General features: G+C 34.5%; 16 protein-coding genes and 1 pseudogene. All 17 read left to right on the forward strand.

The genetic code is table 11. From position 1 onward, the window contains the following. The first annotated feature begins 354 nt into the window (after positions 1 to 354). On the forward strand, positions 355 to 1,992 hold the full coding sequence (gene pyrG / locus A9G03_RS09655) for a glutamine hydrolyzing CTP synthase (RefSeq protein WP_065633502.1): 1,638 nt from the start codon (positions 355 to 357) through the stop codon (positions 1,990 to 1,992). 46 nt (positions 1,993 to 2,038) lie between these two features. Further along, positions 2,039 to 3,340, forward strand: coding sequence for a phosphopyruvate hydratase (gene eno / locus A9G03_RS09660; protein ID WP_065633501.1), 1,302 nt, complete (start codon positions 2,039 to 2,041; stop codon positions 3,338 to 3,340). A 226-nt stretch (positions 3,341 to 3,566) separates the two neighbouring features. After that, positions 3,567 to 4,511: a VirK/YbjX family protein gene (locus tag A9G03_RS09665; RefSeq protein ID WP_065799079.1), complete on the forward strand. Its 945-nt coding sequence runs from the start codon at positions 3,567 to 3,569 to the stop codon at positions 4,509 to 4,511. Positions 4,512 to 4,593: 82 nt separating this feature from the next. After that, positions 4,594 to 5,502 carry a lysine exporter LysO family protein gene (locus A9G03_RS09670; RefSeq protein ID WP_065633499.1) on the forward strand — a complete coding sequence of 303 codons (909 nt, stop codon included), beginning with the start codon at positions 4,594 to 4,596 and terminating at the stop codon, positions 5,500 to 5,502. A 580-nt stretch (positions 5,503 to 6,082) separates the two neighbouring features. Beyond that, positions 6,083 to 6,466, forward strand: a complete 384-nt coding sequence (dhaM, locus tag A9G03_RS09675) for a dihydroxyacetone kinase phosphoryl donor subunit DhaM (RefSeq protein WP_065799080.1) — start codon at positions 6,083 to 6,085, stop codon at positions 6,464 to 6,466. A 15-nt stretch (positions 6,467 to 6,481) separates the two neighbouring features. Next, positions 6,482 to 6,955 (forward strand): Lin0368 family putative glycerol transporter subunit, encoded by a 474-nt coding sequence (locus A9G03_RS09680; RefSeq protein ID WP_065799081.1) that lies wholly within the window; start codon positions 6,482 to 6,484, stop codon positions 6,953 to 6,955. Between the two features lie 28 nt (positions 6,956 to 6,983). Further along, positions 6,984 to 7,331: a Lin0368 family putative glycerol transporter subunit gene (locus A9G03_RS09685; RefSeq protein WP_065633519.1), complete on the forward strand. Its 348-nt coding sequence runs from the start codon at positions 6,984 to 6,986 to the stop codon at positions 7,329 to 7,331. 41 nt (positions 7,332 to 7,372) lie between these two features. Next, positions 7,373 to 8,371, forward strand: coding sequence for a dihydroxyacetone kinase subunit DhaK (locus tag A9G03_RS09690; protein ID WP_065799082.1), 999 nt, complete (start codon positions 7,373 to 7,375; stop codon positions 8,369 to 8,371). An 18-nt stretch (positions 8,372 to 8,389) separates the two neighbouring features. Then, entirely contained in the window at positions 8,390 to 9,040 is a 651-nt protein-coding gene (dhaL, locus tag A9G03_RS09695; protein ID WP_065799083.1) for a dihydroxyacetone kinase subunit DhaL, read from the forward strand. An 82-nt stretch (positions 9,041 to 9,122) separates the two neighbouring features. Beyond that, complete coding sequence (locus A9G03_RS09700) at positions 9,123 to 10,235, forward strand: glycerol dehydrogenase (RefSeq protein ID WP_065633494.1); 1,113 nt, start codon at positions 9,123 to 9,125, stop codon at positions 10,233 to 10,235. Between the two features lie 215 nt (positions 10,236 to 10,450). After that, on the forward strand, positions 10,451 to 11,230 hold the full coding sequence (locus A9G03_RS09705; protein WP_065799084.1) for a triose-phosphate isomerase: 780 nt from the start codon (positions 10,451 to 10,453) through the stop codon (positions 11,228 to 11,230). Between the two features lie 22 nt (positions 11,231 to 11,252). Continuing rightward, entirely contained in the window at positions 11,253 to 12,227 is a 975-nt protein-coding gene (locus tag A9G03_RS09710; RefSeq protein WP_065633492.1) for a sugar-binding transcriptional regulator, read from the forward strand. Between the two features lie 36 nt (positions 12,228 to 12,263). Further along, a pseudogene (locus A9G03_RS12755) lies at positions 12,264 to 12,401 on the forward strand (sodium:proton antiporter); the annotation flags it as partial. 694 nt (positions 12,402 to 13,095) lie between these two features. Next, a complete protein-coding gene (gene yejK, locus A9G03_RS09715) occupies positions 13,096 to 14,100 on the forward strand; it encodes a nucleoid-associated protein YejK (RefSeq protein ID WP_065799085.1) in 1,005 nt (334 codons plus the stop codon). Positions 14,101 to 14,120: 20 nt separating this feature from the next. Continuing rightward, entirely contained in the window at positions 14,121 to 14,966 is an 846-nt protein-coding gene (gene nfo / locus A9G03_RS09720) for a deoxyribonuclease IV (protein WP_065799086.1), read from the forward strand. Further along, on the forward strand, positions 14,963 to 15,985 hold the full coding sequence (locus A9G03_RS09725) for a hypothetical protein (RefSeq protein ID WP_065799087.1): 1,023 nt from the start codon (positions 14,963 to 14,965) through the stop codon (positions 15,983 to 15,985). Before nfo ends, A9G03_RS09725 begins: the two co-directional genes overlap by 4 nt. 116 nt (positions 15,986 to 16,101) lie before the next feature. Beyond that, positions 16,102 to 18,645, forward strand: a complete 2,544-nt coding sequence (locus A9G03_RS09730) for a DUF4132 domain-containing protein (RefSeq protein ID WP_065799088.1) — start codon at positions 16,102 to 16,104, stop codon at positions 18,643 to 18,645. Positions 18,646 to 19,041 lie beyond the last annotated feature (396 nt).

Here is a 19,041-nt window from a genome sequence, read left to right on the forward strand (position 1 = left end):
AATTTAGTGTTTCTATTTGTTGTCTTTATTATTTTAATCAATATCATTTGCTTATTTGGAAAAAAGCAGCAAATCTGACTCGATTAAAAAAATTATTGACAACTATAATGATAAAATTTTGAATATACAGATCAACAGTTTTGATTAATATTAGGCGGATTATCAAAATAATAAGCACATATTTTGTAGGTAATATAGCTGGCTGACAAACGAATTAAAAGTAATTATTCAATTGAGACCTATACTTGATTCTGTTATACTATCTTCCCGTCTGATTCATCGTATATTGTGTTGGTTTTTATGGTTTAAAAACGCACAATATTATTCTAATAAATTAATAATGGTCTGGTATTAATGGTTACGAATTATATTTTTGTTACAGGCGGTGTCGTTTCTTCTTTGGGTAAAGGCATTGCCGCAGCGTCTCTTGCTGCAATTTTAGAAGCCCGCAATTTAAAAGTCACCATGCTCAAACTCGATCCCTATATTAATGTTGATCCGGGCACAATGAGTCCTATTCAACATGGTGAAGTTTTTGTTACCGAAGATGGGGCAGAAACTGATCTTGATTTGGGTCATTATGAGCGTTTTATTCGCACTAAAATGACACGCAAAAATAACTTTACTACTGGGCGAATTTATTCCGATGTACTACGTAAAGAGCGACGTGGTGATTATTTAGGGGCAACTGTTCAAGTTATTCCTCATATCACTAACGAAATTAAATCACGCGTGATTGAAGGTGCAAAAGGTTTTGATGTTGCTATTGTTGAAGTTGGCGGCACAGTGGGTGACATTGAATCACTTCCATTTTTAGAAGCAATTCGTCAATTAGCAGTTGATGTTGGTCGTGAACATACGTTATTTATGCATTTAACGTTAGTACCTTATTTAGCTTCGGCAGGGGAAGTAAAAACCAAACCGACACAACATTCAGTGAAAGAGCTGCTATCAATTGGTATTCAACCTGATGTATTAATTTGTCGTTCAGATCGCATTATTCCTGCTAATGAACGTGCTAAAATTGCACTATTTTGTAATGTACCTGAACGCGCAGTTATTTCATTAAAAGATGTTGATTCTATTTATAAAATCCCTGCACTTTTAAAATCTCAGAATTTAGATACATTTGTTTGCAATCGCTTCCACCTTGAATGTAAAGAAGCTGATCTGTCTGAATGGGAACAGGTAATTTATGAAGAAGCCAACCCAATAGGTGAAGTGACTATTGGTATGGTTGGAAAATATATTGCTTTACCTGATGCTTATAAATCGGTAAACGAAGCATTAAAACATGGCGGGTTAAAAAATCGTTTAACTGTTCATATTCGATATATTGATTCTGAAGATCTTGAATCTCGTGGTACGGAATTATTACAAGGTTTAGATGCGATTTTGATTCCTGGTGGCTTTGGTTATCGAGGTGTTGAAGGAAAAATCATGGCGGCTCGTTATGCGCGTGAAAATAAGATTCCTTATTTAGGTATTTGCCTTGGTTTACAAGTTGCTTTAATTGAATATGCTCGTAATATGGCTGGTATTAAAGATGCCAATTCTACAGAGTTTGTTAAAGATTGCGCTAACCCAGTTATCGCGTTGATCACAGAATGGAGTGATGAATCTGGTAACGTGGTTCAACGTAATGAGAACAGTGATTTAGGTGGCACTATGCGATTAGGTTCGCAAATTTGCCATTTAGATACAAATTCTAAAGTATTTGATATGTATAAAAAAGAGTCGATCACTGAACGTCATCGTCATCGTTATGAAGTAAACAACAATTTATTACCGGAAATTGTGAAAGCTGGATTGAAGATCACTGGACTATCAACTGATAAGAAATTAGTTGAAATTATTGAGATTCCAGAACACCCTTGGTTTGTCGCATGTCAATTCCATCCGGAATTTACTTCAACACCACGAGATGGACATCCATTGTTCAGTAGTTTTGTGAAAGCTGCTAAAGAGTATCAAGATCAGCAGCAAAAATAGTTTATTTTTACATTAGTTATATATCTGTCATATAGAGGAAAAAAACATGGCAAAAATCGTTAAAGTACATGGTCGTGAAGTGATCGACTCTCGTGGTAACCCAACAGTTGAAGCCGAAGTGCACTTAGAGGGTGGTTTTGTTGGTCTAGCAATTGTTCCATCTGGTGCGTCAACTGGTTCACGTGAAGCACTAGAACTTCGCGATGGTGACAAGTCTCGCTTTTTAGGTAAAGGCGTATTAAAAGCTGTTGAAAATGTTAATGGACCTATTGCTAAAGCTGTTTTAGGAAAAGATGCTTTAGATCAAGCAGCTATCGACCAAATCATGATTGATTTAGATGGTACTGATTTCAAATCTAACTTAGGTGCTAATTCAATTTTAGCTGTATCTTTAGCAAATGCTAAAGCAGCAGCAGCAGCTAAAGGTGTACCACTTTATCAACACATCGCTGATCTAAATGGTACTCCAGGTCAATACTCTATGCCATTACCAATGATGAACATCATCAACGGTGGTGAACACGCTGATAATAACATCGACTTACAAGAATTCATGATTCAACCAGTTGGTGCAAAAACAGTGCGTGAAGCAATTCGTATTGGTTCTGAAGTATTCCACAATTTAGCTAAAGTTTTACACGCTAAAGGTATGAATACAGCAGTTGGTGACGAAGGTGGTTTTGCACCTAACCTAGATTCAAATGCTGAAGCGTTAGAATGTATTAAAGAAGCAGTAGAAAAAGCAGGTTATGTATTAGGTAAAGACATTACACTTGCGATGGACTGTGCTGCATCTGAATTCTATAACAAAGAAACTGGTAAATATGTATTAAAAGGCGAAGGTAATAAAGAGTTTACTGCTCAAGAATTTACTCGTTATTTAGAAAGTTTAAGTGAACAATATCCAATTGTTTCTATCGAAGATGGCTTAGATGAAAGCGATTGGGAAGGTTGGGCATACTTAACTAAAGAATTAGGTCACAAAATCCAATTAGTGGGTGATGATCTTTTCGTTACTAATACCAAAATCTTCAAACAAGGTATTGAAAAAGGTATCGCTAACTCAATCCTAGTTAAAGTTAACCAAATCGGTACATTAACTGAATCAATTGCAGCAGTTAAAATGGCTAAAGATGCAGGTTATACCGCTGTGATTTCTCACCGTAGTGGTGAAACAGAAGACTCAACCATTGCTGATTTAGCTGTTGGCTTAGCAGCAGGTCAAATCAAAACTGGTTCTATGAGCCGTTCAGACCGTATTGCTAAATACAACCAATTAATGCGTATTGAAGAAGCGTTAGGTTCTAAAGCACCATTTAACGGTTTAAAAGAAGTTAAAGGTCAATAATTAATTTTTAACGAAAATTAATCGTTATTTAAAAACGGTGATAAATTCACCGTTTTTTATTTTCATTTTATTTAATATAACCTTATATAAGGATAGTTGCACTGACTTATATTGTGTTGTACCCTTATTGCCTTGATTTTATGACTTATCTTTAATATTGCATATTAAGTAATACTTGAGTCATTTTATATTTTTTTAAATTAACCGAGTTTAGTTTTTTCTGATTATGAATAATATTACAAATATGCCCCAGCCTAAAAGTAAATGGCAACTTTTTCATTGGCTTTGTGTAGGCAAACTTCCACTTAATGAACTTTGGCTTAAACCGACTTATCGGTATAAGTTCTTTTTTCGCACACTTTTTTTAAGCCCAATTACACTCAAATTGCTCGATAAATTGAGACAATATCCTTTACTTGGTTATTACCTTTCCTGCCAAACCAATTTACCTTGTAAATTACAACGGCCGTATTTATCATCATGTTTGACACAAAAAGAGCGTTTAGCCGCTTTAGTTTATCATTATGATTTTTTATCAAAGCAATCCGGCAATATGTCTAAGGCTTTTTATAACCCAGAATCGCCTTATATTTTGGCTAATATCGACGCTAAAAACGAAACTAACATACAAATAGCTATTCAAGCACGGAATAAATATGCGCGTGAAGGTGAATTGAGTCTCTATTTTTATGATAATGACGGTATTGATTTAGCAACTTTAACCTTCACCCTTGTAGAATATCAAAAAAAATCTACGCTATTTATTGCTGGTTTACAAGGAACAGGGCATCATGAAGCACGAAGTCGAGTACAAAAAGCAACAAAGCAGTGCTATGGACTTTTTCCAAAACGTGTAGCGGTAGAAGCGGCGTTAATTATTGCTAAATATTTTAATTTAGAACAAGTGATTGCTGTTGGTAATAACACACATGTGTACAATAACTGGCGATATAATAGCCGACAAGAAAGAATCTTATCGGATTACGATGATTTTTGGTTAACAATTGATGGTAAACCAGATTCCAGAAACTTATTTATATTACCGACCGAAATTAATCGAAAATCGATTGACGAAATAGCGAGTAAAAAACGCTCGGAATATCGTAATCGTTATGCATTATTAGATCAGCTTAAAGTTAGCATTGAAGAAAGTTTATCCTCATTACGTTGATAATGAGGATATATTGGAGCAGAGTTTTATTTCTAATTTTTATAACTATAATATTTGAAGATAAACATGGAAAGGAATAAAAATGTATTATGGTATTTTGATTGCATTTGTCCCATTGTGTTTAGGTTATTTGATTAAGATTAAAGATCAAAAATGGCTAGCCAAAATTAATCAGATACTTGGCTATATGGTCTATTTTATTCTTTTTATCATGGGGGCTGAATTAGCTCAGTTAGACAATTTAATCACAAATTTACAACATATTTTGATCTATACCGCTGTTGTTTTTGCCTGTACTTTTGGTGGTAATTTTTTGGCATTAATCTTATTTGATCTATTTTTGCCTTGGAAAACAGCGAATACCCGCTCGTCGTTTGAATCTCGTTTTAAATTGATTTTTGAATCTTTAAAAGTATTTATTGCCTTGATACTTGGTTTTATTGCGGGCTTTTTACCTTTGTTTTTTTGGCAATATACTGGCAGCATTATTCAAATAGTGTTAGTTTTACTTCTATTGCTCATTGGTATCCAGCTACGTAGTAACAATATCTCGTTTAAACAGATTTTGTTAAATAAAATTGGTTTAACGACGTCTTTAGTCGTGGTCATAAGTACTTTTTTAGGTGGAATATTAGCTGCTTTTATTTTGGATTTTCCAACTCGTGTTGGGCTTGCTATGTCATCGGGATTTGGCTGGTATTCTTTGTCCTTAGTTTTGATGACAGAAGCGCATGGTCCAATCATTGGTAGTGCAACCTTTTTAAATGATATTTTGCGTGAATTGTGTGCAATAATTCTTATTCCAACCTTAATAAGACGCTATAAACTTACTGCGTTAGGTTTGTGTGGCGCAACTTCTATGGACTTTACTTTACCAATGTTACAAAAAGGCGCCGGCATCACTATTGTGCCACCAGCAATTGTACAAGGGTTTGTATTGACTTTATTAATGCCAATATTAATGACACTTTTCAATTATGGTGGATTTTAATGATAAAAGCATTAGTTGTATTCAACTCATAAATCACTCAGGCTAATTTAAAAACTATTTTGCTAATTGAGTTAGTTCAATTAGCAAAGGACAGGATTAAATTAGCTGGTCATTTGTCTAAATATTAAATAGTTTTTAAATTCTTCTAAGCATCAACATCAACTTATTCATTCCATTACTAAGTTTTAAAAGCAATTTATTTATATTGTTTTGAAACTATCAAAAGTAGCAAATTAAGCTAGATTACCCGTGTAACTGTAAATATTGCATAGGGTGATGCTTTTTATCTTATTAGCTAATCAATAATTGAATCTTTTGTTTTGCATGTAAACTTATGCTCATTTTAACAAAATGGTTTTGAACATTTTTTTTACATCATCTATCAATCTGTTAACGATATTATTTTTCATATATCACGCTAATATAGTTAATTATTCTATTTTATTTTGCTATCAAAATTATCACTATCTAAAAGTTAGATCTGAATCACAAATTTATTATAAAACAATTTCCGCCTTAATTTTATTCGATATAATTGAACAAAAGATTGTTAATGAGACATATGTTCAAAGGGGTAAGCATGATTAGTATTATTTTAGTCTCTCACAGTAAAAAAATTACTGATGGATTAAAAGAAATGATCGAAGAGATGGTCGATTCAACCGGTGATGTAAAAATTTATTCAGCAGGCGGAACAGAGGATGGACGATTAGGAACAGATTCAGTTGCGATTTATAACATCATCGAACAATCAAAAGATCACAAAAATATACTGGTATTTGCTGATATAGGTAGTGCCATTTTAAGCACAGAAACCGCTATTGATCTTATCGAAGATGAACAATTAAGAAAAAAGGTAACGTTAGTTGATGCTCCCCTTGTAGAAGGCGCATTTGTCGCGTCAATACAAGCCATGGTTGATGAGGATGTTGAAGGTATTTTAGCTGAACTACAAAATATTTAAAAAGTGAGCGTTAGGATGAAATTTTTTCGAAGCTTTGTGGGTTATTGTATCGCTGGAATGATTGTAATGTCAGTGTGGTCACAATTAGGTACTTACGGCATTTTCGGTGGTTTTTTGGCGGCGGTAATCATTATTGGTCCAATGTGGTATATGAATCATTATATCAATCTGACTGGCAATGAAGATGATGCTGCTTTTGTTGATATGGGACTTGCCATTGCAGTATGTGGCATTATGCGTGATACCTTTATTCAAGGTGGACATGCATTTGTCTCTTCTTTACCTACCATATTGCTTGTGATTGTCGGCGCTACTTTAGGTGGTATTACTGCTGCTTTCATTGAAAAAGATATGGCGAAGAAAACAGAATTTATTAATGAGAATCCAAGAGAACCTGGTTTAAGACGATCTGATTTTGAAAAGTTGAAAGAAGCAAAAGAAAAGATCTTGCGTAGCAAACAAATCAAAGTTTTTCAAAAAAAGAAATAATTAGCTGAAATATAGGGAGCAAATGATGATGTCAATTAAATTGGCTATTGCAACAATAATCGGTGGTTTTATCTTCCCTTTTGTTATACGCATGGCATGGGGGCGTATGGTTGACAATTGGGGACCAATTGGTGGTTGGATGGCGGCAGCATTTATTGTCGGTACTGTATGGTGCATTAATCATGGAATAGCAACGCCAATGATTACACAAAGTGGTTCAGTATGGGTCGATCAAGGGTTAGCCGCTGGTGTTGGGATTTGGGTAGCCTCAGCTTTAACCGGTGGAAACAAACGTAAATCAGTTAAAAATATTGTTGCAGCAGTCTGTGCAGGTATTGTTGGTGGGTATGTATTATCACTTTTTTTAGTGAATTAAGTAACAAGTAAAACATGTAAAGGATAGACCGAGGTGATGTAATGAGAAGATTAATTAATGATGGCTATGATGTTGTAGAAGAGATGCTAGAAGGTTACTGCTTAGCGCATAGTGAATATGTTGAATTAAAAAAAACGTGTAATCGCGTAGTCGTAAGCAAAAAAATCAGTACAGAGCCAAGAGTGAGAATAATTATTGGCGGTGGTTCAGGACATGAACCCGCATTTTTAGGTTATGTTGGCAAAGATTTTGCCGATGCGGCAGCAGTCGGTAATGTGAACACTTCACCTTCTCCTGAATATTGCTATGAAGCAGTAAAAGCGGTTGATTCTGGTAAAGGATGCTTATTTGTTTATGGTAACTATGCTGGCGATGTTATGAACTTTGATATGGGCGCTGAATTAGCGGCTGAAGAGGGTATCCGAGTTGAAACTGTAACAGTAACTGATGATATCTATTCTTCAAAAAACATTAGTGATCGCCGTGGGGTAGCGGGTGATGTATTTGTGTTCAAAGTCGCTGCCAGTGCTGCCGCCAAAGGTTATGACTTAGATAAAGTTAAAGCTTTAACCGAAAAAGCTAATGCCAATACTTATTCAATGGGCGTTGCACTATCATCTTGTACATTACCGGTTACAGGTGAGGTGATTTTTGAAATGCAAGAGGGTGACATGGAAGTTGGCATGGGCATTCATGGTGAACCCGGTATTGAAAGAACTAAGCTAGAAAAGGCCGATGTTGTTGTTAGCCAATTAATCGATCATCTTTTACAAGACTCCAAAATAAAAGCCGGTGATGAAGTGCAATTACTGATTAATGGATTAGGTGGTTTGGCATTGATGGATCAGTATATTTGTTACCGCAAAGCACATCTTTTATTAGCACAAAAGGGCATTAAAATCTATAAACCACTAGTGGGCAATTACGTGACTTCGATGGATATGGTGGGGATGTCGATCTCTGTTATCAAGTTAGATGATGAACTAAAACAGCTATTAGACCATCCATGTGATGCGCCTTATTTTAAAATTGCTTATTAACTACCAAGGAGAGGAAAAATGAGCGCCCTGATGCTAAATAAATCTTATTTTATCGAAACATTTAAAAAAATCGCCGATATGGTCGAAAAAAATCGTGACCACCTCAGTAAATTAGATTCTGACATTGGCGACGGTGATCATGGTATTAATTTAACCATAGGTTTTCGTGAAGTAGAAAAGCAATTGCCACTGTTATCTGACTCAACAGCAGATATTGCTGAATTAATGAAGAAAGTAGGAATGATTTTATTGAGCAAAGTCGGCGGAGCATCAGGGCCTTTATATGGTAGTTTTTTTATGAAAATGGCAAACCATACAACTGGAAAACAAGCTGTAACATTCAAAGAGTTTTGTCAAATGTATCAAGATGGCGTTGAAGCTGTCCAAATGCGAGGAAAAGCCGAACTTAATGATAAAACAATGATAGATGCACTGATTCCGGGTCTTAAAGTATTAAACAATTATAAAGAAGGTGATGACCCTATAAAAACGTTAGAAATTTGCGTTGATGAAATGAAAAAAGGTTCTGATTTAACTATTCCATTGGTTGCAAAAAAAGGGCGATCCATGCGATTAGGTGAACGAGCTATTGGACACAGGGATGCGGGATCTGAATCAGCTTGGATGATTATGAATGAATTCTTACAGCAATTAAAACTCGAGAAGTAATTCTCCAGAAGTAAATTAATTATTTTAATTGAATTAATAATAATTAATTAGTTAGTAAATGTGTTTATAAGAGGATTTTAATATGGATAAGGTTTTTGTTAGTCCTAATAGATATGTACAAGGTAAAGATTTGCTGACTCGTGCAGAAGCATACATCAAACCCTTTGGGACCAATTTTTTAATCCTAGCAGATAAGAATATTTGGAATATTGCAGCCAATCAACTAGCTGATTCACTCGAAAAAGCCGAATTATCGATTACTAAAGCCATTTTTAACGGCGAATGTTCAATGGTAGAAATTAACCGATTACTTGATGAGTTTAAATCAAAAAAATTTGATGCAATTATTGGTGTAGGTGGTGGTAAAACACTAGATACGGCTAAAGCACTTGCAGCCAAATATAATATACCTAAAGTTTGTGTACCAACTACGGCATCAACCGATGCACCAACGGCTAAAGTTTCAGTCGTTTATACTGAAGATGGTGTTTTTGACTTTTTATGGCACCATTATAAAAATCCAGATTTGGTATTAGTTGACACTCGAGTGATTGCAAATGCACCGGTAAGATCGTTAAAATCAGGTATAGCTGATGGGCTGGCAACTTGGGTTGAAGCCAGAACCTCCATTCGCAGTTGCCATAAAACTGATGCTGGTGGTATAGCAACGATTGCTGGTGAAGCAATTGCCAGAGAGTGTGAAAAAACCATATTTGAGTATGCATTACTTGCTGTTGAATCGAATGAAAAGAAATTAGTTACCCCAGCGTTAGAAGCTATTGTTGAAGCTAATACTTTACTAAGTGGTCTTGGTTTTGAAAATGGTGGTTTAGGTGCAGCTCATGCTATTCATAATGGTTTTACTGCCGTATCAGGTGATGTGCATCATCTAACGCATGGTGAAAAAGTGGCATATGGCACAATTGCTCAACTTGTGCTAGAAGGTCGACCAATTGCTGAGCTTGAAAGGTATATCGATTTATATATTAAGTTGGATTTACCAATCACTTTAGAACAAGTGCATTTAGATAAAATTACAGAAGAAGAGTTTCAATTGATTGGCGAAAAAGCCATTGCTCCAGTTGAAACTATCCATAGTCTGCCTTTTGCGGTGACGGCTGATGATGTTATACAAGCTATCAAAGCAACAGATTATTATGTGAAGAGTTATAAAAAACGTTTAGGTATCGCATAACACCAAAACAACACTTGCTTTTAGAACAACTATCGTTATTGCTTAAATAAGTTGCTTTTTGCCGTAATAATGAGAGTGTTGCTAAAACAAGATAAATGATTAAAAAATGGGGAAGAATAGTCAGGTAATAAATAACTATTCTTTAACCCATTTTTACTATTGGAAGCCTATTAAAAAAAGCGATGAAAAGCATTACATCAATACAAGGATAAATTATGAAAAAAATATTCATAGGCACCAGCTGGAAAATGAATAAAACCTTAGCCGAAGCATTGTTATTTTGTGAACAACTAAAAACTTACTACCCCGAAGATTTAAAAAGTCATATCCAACCGTTTATCATACCTCCTTTTACTTGTGTTCGTGATGTGGCGGAATACTTATATCAACACAAAATAAATTGCTTAACCGGTGTCCAGAATATGCATTTTGAAGAAGCGGGTGCTTTTACCGGTGAAATATCTCCAATTATGGTAAAAGATACCGGTGCTAAAATAGTTGAATTAGGGCATTCTGAGCGCCGTGAATTTTTTGGTGAAACCGACATGACAATAAATAAAAAAGTTCATGCTGCACTAAAACACCAATTAACACCGTTAGTTTGTGTTGGGGACAGCGCTCAAGAAAAATCTTGGGGCGTCTCGAGTGAAACTGTTGTAAAGCAGATGAAGATTGCATTGTCAGGAATTGATCATAATCAAGCGAGTCAGGTTATTATTGCTTATGAACCAATATGGGCGATTGGTGAAAAAGGCGTTCCGGCAACACCTGAAGGGGCTGAATTTATTCATCATAACTTACGCTTAGCGCTCTCTGATCTCTATGGTTCAGAAGTAGCTAATAATATGATTTTACTCTATGGTGGTAGTGTCAATCTTGAAAATTCGACCCAATTAATTACTCAGCCCAATATTGATGGCCTATTTATTGGTCGCAGTGCATGGCAAGCAACAGGTTTTTGTAATATATTATCCGCTATAAATCAGCAACGATAATATTGATAAACAAGGCGAACTAATGGATAGATTTGATGATAAACAAGAAGCAGAACTACTCACCGAGATAGCTGTTGCCTATTATGAGTATGAACAAACTCAAGAAGAGATAGCACAGCGATTTGGCATTTCGCGTATTAAAGTCGGTCGCTTGTTAAAAAAAGCTAGAGCTGAAGGGATTGTTGAAATCAATGTCAAATATCATCCAATATTTAGTTCACGGATAGAACAACAATTTGTTAACCATTTTGGTATTAAGCGTGCACTGATAGCTTTAGATCATCAAGATGAAGACGAACAGCGACGGCAAGTTGCGGCACTTGTTTCTAACTATTTATCAAGTAATTTAAAAAATGGTATGACTGTTGCGGTAGGGCAAGGTCGAAATGTTGCTGCTATTGCCAGTCATGTTGGGGTGTTTCCTGAAAAACAATGTAAATTCATTTGTGGTATTGGTGGAACGCAACGAGTTGGTGAAATTATTGATGCTGATCATATTAGTCGAAGCCTAGCTAGAAAATTTAATGCCAGCAGTGAAACGCTTTATGCACCAGCATATGTCGAAAACCGCGAGCTTAAACACGCTTTTATGCAAAATCGTGTCATAAAAGATACGTTAGAACGTGCATCTAAAGCTGATATTGCTTTAGTTGGTTTAGGGGATATGAACGAAAATTGTTATATGGTGCAATTAGGTTGGTTTACCCCACAAGAGATCACCTATGCGACATTAAATCAAGGGGTAATTGGTGATATTGCTGGCTATGGTTTTTTCGATATAAATGGCAACCCAGTTGATACGGTGATGAATGATCGAGTCATTGGTTTAAGTATTGAAGAGTTACGTAATATTCCCTGCGTAATTGCTATTGCCTCAGAAAACACCAAATCAACCGCTATTTTAGGGGCGTTGAGATCAGGAGTAATTGATATTATTGCTACCAGTGCATCGAATGCGAGAACAGTGCTGAGTTTGCAGCAAAATACAGCTAAGTAGATAGCTGTATAAATCACATATTGGCGCTTTTATCTTCTTATTATCTTTTTCATCTTTATCGTTGCTAACGTTGGCGGGGGATTAACACCATCAGGTGATCCGCCGTTATTTATTGGTTTTTTAAAAGAGTTGATTTTTTTGGCTGTTAAGCAGATGCTTTGCCCGGTTAATATTATTGATTAATTGAAGATAAATGTTCCGCCCCCCATTTTAAAAATGATTAATTTTGCTAACAAGTTTAAAAAAATATCGGCGATTATGTATAAAAATATTGTTTTTGGGGCTTTTAGCGTATTTCGAAAAACTAAAAAATAGCACAAAATTTTACCGATATTTATGATGATCTTAATATTGAAGTCAAATATAGATTGGAAAACATCAATTTGAAATAACTTACAAATTTGATGGTAGGGATGCATCCTATACTTTTATTTATGAAAGTAATAAAACAAAATTAATAACAGTCTATTTTTCAGATTAAATATTCACAAAAAATTCAGATCATTTAATGCAAAAATAGAAAAAAGCTATAGCAAAGAATTGGTTTGTTCCACTTTTCGTTTAATTGTTTTTTGTTATTCTTACAATTTTCTGTAACTAATGTCATTTCACTTTTAATCGTGGATGTTATCATTATACCGTATTGTCATTATCAGCTATAAAAGCTAGGTTTTGTCAGAACGCTATAGTAAAAGTAAACCATTTGATTGGCAATATTTGAATGAAAGCGTGAATTACAGAAAGAATCGAATATTCAAATAGATATGAGCTTAATTTATTATCGTTATTTATAATTGCAGATAGCACTTTTTGAACGCTTTGATAAAATAGTTGCAAATAGACGCTATTATCCCAATAGGAATTTAAAATGAGTGTGCAAATAGAAAAAGTCATATTACATAAATTAATTAGAAAAAGTGACACTGAAATCGAATTACAGCTTCGTGATACAATACTCAGTAATCAACAAGCGGTTGTGAATTTAATTGAAGATATCAATCGTATCTATAATAACAAAAGCAAAGCTTATGGACTTTTTAATAGTGAAAGTTTGTTTGAACAATCGCTTAAAGAATTACGTTTAGGTAATCAAGATTTTCTCCACTTTAGTCAAGAATCAACTAAACAATTACGTAATGAACTTGCCAAATATCCGTTTGCCGAAGGGGGAACAGTGGTATTTTGCCTTTATCGCTATTTAGCGGTGGAATATCTAATTATTGCCGTGTTAAATAGCTGTTCAAGCATGCTTGTGAATGAAGATTTGGATATTTCCGAAACCCAATATTTAGATATCGATCATGCCGACATTATTGCGCGAATTGATATAACAGAATGGGAAACTCAAACTGATTCAAAACGCTATTTGACTTTTTTAAAAGGTCGAGTAGGGCGAAAAGTGTCAGACTTTTTTATGGATTATTTAGGCGCTAGTGAAGGATTAGATGCCAAAGCGCAAAATAAAACGTTAGTCAAAGCGGTTGATGATTATTGCCAAGAGATGCAATTTGATAAACAAGACAAAAACGCCGCGCGTGAAAATGTTTATAATTACTGTCAAGGTCAATTGCAAGCAGGCGAAGAGATAGAACTCAAAAACCTAGCCAATGAATTACCAGTCAGTGACGATAACAACTTTATGCAATTTGTTAAAAACAGTGAGTATGATTTAGAAGACACCTTTCCAGTTGATCGCAGCGCATTACGTCAATTAAAGAAATTTTCAGGTAGTGGTGGTGGATTAACCCTCAGCTTTGATTCCGATCTGTTAGGCGAACGCATAAAATGGGATCCGCAAACTGATTCTTTGGTGATTAAAGGTATTCCACCTAATTTACGCGATCAACTGCAACGTAACAGTGGCTCAAATTAACTATTAGGATGAATAACAGTATGAAATACATTGGTGCACATGTGAGTGCTTCGGGCGGTGTTGACAACGCACCGATTAATGCCTATCAAATTGGTGCAACTGCCTTTGCCTTATTTACTAAAAATCAACGACAATGGCATGCAAAACCATTAGAGTCATCGATAATTGATAGCTTTAAAAAGCGTTGTGAAAAATATGGCTTCACGAGTAAACAAATCCTACCGCATGATAGCTACCTAATTAATTTAGGTCATCCCGATTCTGAACAACTTGAAAAATCGCGTACTGCTTTTCTAGACGAAATGCAGCGCTGTGAACAGTTAGGTTTAACACTGTTAAATTTTCATCCGGGTAGTCATTTAAAACAAATCTCAGTTGATGAATGCATCAAGCGTATAGCTGAGTCGATTAATATGACTTTAGATAAAACCAAAGATGTAGTGGCCGTTATTGAAAACACAGCCGGACAAGGTTCTAATTTAGGTTATAAATTTGAACATTTAGCACAAATAATCGATCAAGTTGATGATAAAAGCCGGGTAGGTGTATGCATTGATACTTGTCATGCTTTTGCTGCCGGTTACGACTTACGCACTGAAAAAGCCTGCCAAGAAACCTTTGCTGAATTTGAAAAAATTGTTGGGTTCAAATACTTGCGTGGTATGCACTTAAATGATGCCAAAAGCGAACTTGCTAGCCATGTCGATCGCCACGACAGCTTAGGTAAAGGTAACATTGGCAAAACCGCTTTTAAATATATCATGCAAGATCCAAGAATAGATGAAATCCCTTTAATTTTAGAAACCATTGATTCTGATATTTGGGCTCAAGAAATTGCTTGGTTAAAAGAACAAGTATCAGCATGAAAAAATTTTTATTACAGGGTTTATTTTGGGGATTCATTTTATCATGCCTTAATTCTTATAGTTGTGCGGCAATGCTTGGCGAAAACAAGTTAATAGAATGGGATAAAACAACAATTCAGTCTCAATATCGGTCGGATATTCGCATGTATAGCCCATTTACTGTTTATAATATTGAAAATGAACCTGAATCTACTTTTGTTTCATTATCTGATGATGTGCATTTATATGATGAGAATAATCAACAAGCTATTTTTTTAATTCCTGGAGATGAAAAAGAGAGTTACCAAAATGAACAATATTTACTGACAGATTCATACCGTGCTAAATTTTTTGAGTTGGCGGGTTTATCAGAAGACGATAAGGTTTTTATATACGATTATAAACATAATGACTTAACATCATTGCCGATTAGTCAGTTAAATGCTTTTGCTGTGGTGGATACGACTTATTATAAAGCTCCTTTTAAGCAGAACGATTATATATATGGTTTTAAATTAGATGAAAAACTATTTGATCACCATTCAGATTATCTGGTGTCTTTTGGTAAAGAGAATCCATTCGCTCAAGAACAATTAACGCCATTATCGTGGAAAAAAATTAGCAAAGACGATTTCCCAGTACTTGATAAAAATATTGAAATTGCCTCTTTTGGATGCCATTGGCCGACAGATGACTTAGTGAAAGGGGATAGCTATTTGTCCGAAGTAAATGGTTTACAATTTTATCTACAAGACTATCAAAAGCCATCCGATCCTGATACGGTTTTAGAGCATTTGATTATTTTAGATTCGGATTCGAATATGATAACCAATGTTAGTCTTTGTTATAGTGAAGGTGGTGGTTTTAAACCATTGAATAATTTAGCAGATAAAAATGAACCAATAGAACAATGGACAGGTAAACTTTTAAAAAATGAACCCCCTGTTATTTTTGATTTTATTTATGGCTGCGCACCTCTTTTTCAATTTATTAATCTAAAGCATCAGTTTTTTGCGCCAAAATACTATTGTCTTGAATAATATTAGGTTTAATTTTGTTTAAAAAGTCATATAAGTTGTATTTAAATTTTGGGTGAGGAGTTAAATAATCCTCAAGATATTATAATAATATGAAATAAGTGAAATAAGGAAATACTTTGAGTCAATCTACATTACAAGCTAAAGATAACGATATAACTCCATATCAATCCATTCCTCAACGCCTGCTGCCAGATAATTTTCGACAAACCTTACAACAAAATATTGATAATCAATTGGCAATAATAAAAATAAAGGTTGAGGATGAACAAGCAGTTAACAAAACTTGTAATGTTAGTCTTTCAAACCAACAGCAGCGTTATGACATATTGAAATCAATAACCTCGAACGATCTTGATAATGTTTTTGCTTATTTAAATGGTTTGGTACAAAAAAACAATTTAGATTTGGATAATAATGAATTAGATATATTTGATAAATATGAATTGTCACTCGCCTTATACCAAGATAGTTTGCAACAACTACCTGAGTGTAATTTATGGCATGTATTACGAGCTTATTATTTAGAAAAGCCTAAATATGTCAACAAAGATCTCTCATCATTATTGGAACAAGAATTATATTGTCGAGTTGATCTGCGATTATTAGCTGATGTGTTACAAAGTATTACTGGGAGCACGACAATAAAAGATAACATTGCCGGTGCTTTTTTATTTTATTTTTCCTTACCTTTTTTAGAAAAATATATACTAAATCAAGAACATCTTATTTGGCCATTTTTTGCCGAAAATTTGCATTATATTGATCAGGCATTGGGACTATTCGGTGAAACTAATTTAGAATGTTATAAAACAGCAAATGCTTTAGCGATTCTTTCCCTTTTTCCACAGTTACCTAAACCGTATATTCCATTATTACAGGAGTGGGCTCTAGGCGCTGGTCGTCGCTTTCGTTTACAGTCACAACTTATTTTAAACAAAATTCCTAATATCCATCTAGAAGTTGAAAAAGCATTATTATCAACAAAACAAGATATACGAATAGTTGCGAGTGATTGGTTAGCGAAATTAGGGGGGGATTCGTCGATCAAATCACTAAAGCGTGCTTTATCAATAGAGAAAAAAGAAGCGGTAATTGCATCTATTCTCAGCGCATTAAGTCAATTGGGTGAAGATATCTCTTATTATTTATCGCCTGATTATCTGCTAAATGAAGCAAAAAAAGGATTGAAAACCAAAAAACCAGTCAGTCTTGATTGGCTTGAACCTTATATGCTACCAGAATTAATGTGGCAAAATGGTCAGAAAGTTGCTGTTGAAATTATTTATTGGTGGATCATCTTAGCGGTAAAATTAAAACAAACCACTGATAATGGCTTGTTTGATTTCTATTTAAAATTATTAGATGTAAAAAGCCAACAAAAACTTGGGTATTTTGTGGTGCAAATGTTCATTATACAAGATACAGAACTAACATCCGATAAATACACACGTTATGTCAGATCTGCACTAAATACCAAAGGCATGTTGGCTTTGTGTAAATATAGTGAGCCTTATCAAATTGCTGATATTGTACGTCCTTATTTGAAATTTCATTCCTCAAAACGTAGTGAAATATCAGCGGTATTTGAGGCGATTGTCACGATTAATCATGCGGTAATTACTCAATTAATTTATTCTACTTCACTGCGTTATAGTTCAAATATTGTTCGTAAGAACGCCAAAAAAATACTTGAAGAATTTGCGCAAGCGCAAGCATGCAGCCTTGAACAACTCATTGAAAGAATGGTTCCAACAGCTAATTTAAACGAGCGAGGTGTATTAGATTTTGATTATGGAGATCGTAAATTCACAGCTCAGCTCGATCACTGTTTACAATTAGTGATAAAAAATGAAGCGGGTAAAATACTCAAATCGTTACCAGAAGCAACAAATAGTGAAAATGTTGAACAAATCAAAGCTTATAAAATATTACTAACCAGTAGTAAAAAAGAGTTGAAACAAGTTATCAACAATCAAACAAAGCGGTTATATGACATGATGTCTATTGGGCAAGTGTGGTCTTACCAAGATTGGTTTGCCAATTTATACCAACATCCTATCATGAATAGAATGATTGAATCGTTGATCTGGCTTGAAGTCGATAATAACAACATAGTCATTAACAGCTTTAGACCGACAGAAGATGGTTGCTTGATTAACATAAATGATGATGAAGTCACTTTAAATCCTGAGCATTATATTAAGTTAGCGCATAGCGTCTATTTGTCAGATGATCAAGTAGAAGGATGGTTAAATCATCTTAAGGATTACAAAGTTACGCCTCTATTTACTCAATTTGCTAATCATTTACCTGATTTGAGTCAAGTGATTGACAATAAACTAAATGATTATTATGGCAAGGTTATCAAGCTAAATATCTTAAAAAACATATTATATTCGAAAGGCTATCATAGCATTACTGACTGGGATTGTATTGATGGATTCGCTAAATTATATTCAAGCTTAGGTATTCGAGCACGTATTATGGTCAGCCAATTTTATCGTACAACAACAAATAGTGATGAGACTGTAAAACTTTATGATTTGTATTTTACTCAGCAAATAGGAACAATTGAAAAAACGATTCCACTTGATCGCGTTCCGCAAATTATATTAGCTGAAAGTTATGCCGATTATTGTTTAGTAGCGAAAACAAAATAAAGATATTAAGAATAGGGAATGTTTAATAAAGTAAAAGGTAAAATTGCCTCACTGTTTAGCCGTTTTCAATCGCCAGTCAGTGAAAAAAGAGATTGATACGCCGTCTGAACAGCTAATATTAACTATTTTGAATCTTTATGAAAACGCAATCAAACAATCCCTGAAAACATTTTAAGATATGTTATGCTAGGAGATAATTACGCAATTTTGAATAAATAAATTAACGCAAGATTGCCATTATAGCATTGATGACATAATGGATTTTATGTCTTATTCCTGTTCTTTGCTCGGTATCAATTATTGTTATTATTACAATAGTGATAGCGCATCGCCTAATGCAAGGATCGGATTTTATGAACAATGGACGGATAATTATAATTAATAAGGAAACGACTG

The organism is Gilliamella sp. wkB171, from assembly GCF_001693755.1.
Taxonomy (GTDB): Bacteria; Pseudomonadota; Gammaproteobacteria; order Enterobacterales; family Orbaceae; genus Gilliamella; species Gilliamella apicola_F.